The following is a 3,384-nucleotide window of genomic DNA, read 5'->3' as shown; positions in this document are numbered from 1 at the left end:
CCCATCTTAATCCTATCTGTTATCTAATTCCCTTCATCTTTTCCTTAATTCTCTCCCCAATTTGTCAAAATAGCCTTCTTTTTTACCCCACTCCCCCCTTTTTACTCAACTACTTGCCGATTTCAGGTTTAATATTTGATATTTATTTGTTGTCTTCCTCAAATCCTATTTTGCAGAACCCTATACACTATTTTAACCTTTATGCTAGATTAAGACACCACCTAATTTTTGAGTGAGGATACCCGGGTGTCCATTTCCTATAATTCGTCCATCTATTTGGATTACTGGCACAATTCCTGCTGATGTAAAGGTTAAAAACACCTCATCACTACAATAAAGGTCAAATCGGGTAATTGGTTCTTCTTTTACCTCAATTTGCTCTTTTTGGGCTAATTCTATGACAAAATCTCGGGTTATACCCTTTAATAACCCTAAATAAATCGGAGGAGTGACTAATTTCCCTTTTTTACAAACAAATATATTACTTATTGTTCCTTCGGTCACATAGCCATTTTCATTGAACATTATTGCCTCAAAATGGGATGTTGCCTCTATTTTAGCCATAATATTCGCCGCAAAATTAGATGATTTTACCTGCGGATTAGTTGATTCTATAAAGTGTCTTCTGGTAGGAACAGTAATGATTGAAACTCCTTGAGTATATATTTCTTCAGGATATTGTGGTAGAGGTCTAACGATTATCTGAAGGCTGGATTTAAAAACACTAATTCGAATATAACCATTAGTAAGATTATTCTTCTTAATCGTCTGATGAATCGCCAGGATTAATTTATCTTTGTCTAAAGGAATTTTTATAACTTTCGCCCCATCATATAATCTTTGTAAATGTTCTTCTAACTTAAATATCTTACCTTCTTTAAAGATTAAACTCTCAAATAAGCCATCTGGCTCAATTATATTGAGCACATTTACTTCCGGGATAAATTTACCATCGACATAGACTAATAAATCAGGATATTTGGGACAGTTCATTTTATCGTTTTCCCTATGATTTATTTTGGATATACATTTGTAAATATTCACAGAAAGTTGAAATTGGAAATTAGAAATTGGGCTTTTATTTCTCCCCCTAATTTCTAATTTCAACTCCATTTTCTATAGCAGTTATTAGTCAAAATTTTACTCAGGGTGGATAAGTAAAAAATCCCAAATCCCAAGCACCAAATTCCACATACCAAAAAGCGAATTAGAGATTAGTGAATTAGAGATTAGATTTTACTAATTCGCTAATTCGCTTAATTCACTAATTCACTAAATGGAATTTGGAATTTGTGATTTGGAATTTCATAGCCATATCTGGGTCAAATTTCGATTAATAAGTGCTATAACCGCACGCTTTCAAACAAAAGTGAACCGTCCCGGATATTTTACCACTCACATCTAACTGTATATCTTATTGTTTCCTTATCATTTTTTCTAACCTTAATTTTAAATTCTAATGTATTGGCATCTTTAATTTTGTAATCATGGGTAGTTTTTATTACACTCCAGGTGCCGTATTGTGATTCTATGACTGAAACTTCAATATCTTCGTCTTTATGGTTTTTTACTTCTATTTCATAAGTATCCTCACGGATTTGCGAGGTTATTTTTTGACGGCTGATAATCTTTCGTTCTCCAACCACATCAAATGCCTCTCCGATGGAAATTCTAACATCTTCATCCTTTGGGGTATGGTCAATCTCATCTTCACCGATGAACTGCAAGGCACCTTCTTTATCTGCTTTATATACCCTGAATTTACCTTTAGGGAGTGGTATTCCCAATCCATAATTCTGTGAATTCACAAATTCTAAATTCACTTGAACTTTTTTCCCATATCGGGCGCCATTATAAATAAAAGTCTTCTGGCAAGAAAGGTTATTAGTGGATAAAAGGTTAATTTGTTTAGTTTGCTTATCTTTTAAAGTTGTCAGTCTGGTAAGGGTATAAATATGATACTCAAATAGAGATTCTTCTTTAAATCCTTCTTCTGCGGCTTTTGCCGCCGCATACATTATCTCCCTTGTTGGTTCTTTTGGCTTTAATAAATGAATATCTCCAGCAATAAGTTTTAACTTGGCATTTCTATAAGTCGTGCCGCTTTGATTATCAATAGTTACCCAGCCCGTCAAGTCTAAACTTGCATCTTTATCATCAACAATTGCCACATAATCTGCATACCACTTCATCCCTTTGGTGAGGTAAGTCAATTCACATAAATCTTTATCACCAATATCCGAAATTATTCCCCACATAAGTGTAGGTCTGGTCATTAATCCTTCAGGTAATTCAGGGAATTTTATATCATTTACATTCTCAAGATTAACCATCACCACAGGTCCTTTTGTCTTATCCCTGGTCAAAATGATGTGCTTATCATCAAAACTTAATAACGAACCTTCGTAGAGCTGATTGTCCTTTGTAATTATTTGAATTGACTTATCTACATATTTTTCTAACAGTTTATTTGCACTGACTAAATCATATTCATAATTTTGTTCTTGAATCTTAACCTTATCTTCATATTTTGTGGCTTTAAAGTGGACTGATGTTGGGTCGATTAATGAAGCAACATCAGTAAATCTTATGATATTTTCACCCTTTTTAAACTCTATCCATCTGTTATCCTTAACTAACCCTAAATCCTGATTATAGACAGTAATTTCAACTCCTTCTTTGCTTTCAGCCCTTATTTCACCAATAAGACTCAAACTAATTAAAATCAAGAAAATACATTTTTTAAACATTATTTTTTACCTCCTTGTACTTGGTAAATGGTAACTGGTGAATGGTAATTAGTTACCAATTAACCGATTACTTACTTTTAATTTCGTGAAGCCCTCTTTGAGATTAATGTTCTCGCTTCACTTACCCAATATCTAATTTCCATTCAGTAATTATTTTACACTATTATATCATTATCGTCAAGAAAAAAAATTAGACTACAAACCGAAGACCATAGACTATAGACCAAGAAACTAATAAAAAGCAGGTTTTTCTGAAAATAGGAAGTAGAAAGTAGAGAGTAGGTGTGCTTTGAAGTATGGGATACCCGAGTGGTTGGGAAAACCACCTATGCAAGCCTAATCCTTGTATAGAAGTTTGTAATTATGTAGATAAAGGAACAATCTGTATCTACAGAAAGACAGGGTATCATCGTGAGGTGATATGATGGAGTGACGAAGGACAGATGACCTATTGGGGTGTATGACTATGGCGTATTAACTCGTGCCAACTGCCCTTTCTCAGCGAAGCACTGGCAATGTCCTTGTCGGAGATGAATAAATAGGTTAGGTTAAAGCATCTCTGGGTAATGCGTTTGAACATACATCACGGAAGGAAAATGGGTAATCCATATGACCAAAGGAGGACTCACATCTT

General features: G+C 34.1%; 2 protein-coding genes. Both read right to left on the bottom strand.

Annotation, left to right across the window (positions count from 1 at the left end; genetic code table 11):
• Nucleotides 1-204: 204 nt before the first annotated feature.
• On the bottom strand, nt 205-993 hold the full coding sequence (locus tag AB1422_18125) for an aminotransferase class IV (protein MEW6621217.1): 789 nt from the start codon (nt 991-993) through the stop codon (nt 205-207).
• Between the two features lie 395 nt (nt 994-1,388).
• A complete protein-coding gene (locus AB1422_18120) occupies nt 1,389-2,750 on the bottom strand; it encodes a DUF4139 domain-containing protein (GenBank protein ID MEW6621216.1) in 1,362 nt (453 codons plus the stop codon).
• Between the last annotated feature and the right edge of the window lie 634 nt (nt 2,751-3,384).

The sequence above is a fragment of the bacterium genome, from assembly GCA_040757115.1.
GTDB lineage: Bacteria > UBA9089 > CG2-30-40-21 > CG2-30-40-21 > SBAY01 > JBFLXS01.
Note: the sequence above shows the minus strand (reverse complement) of the source record. Positions and strands in the feature narration are given on the sequence as shown.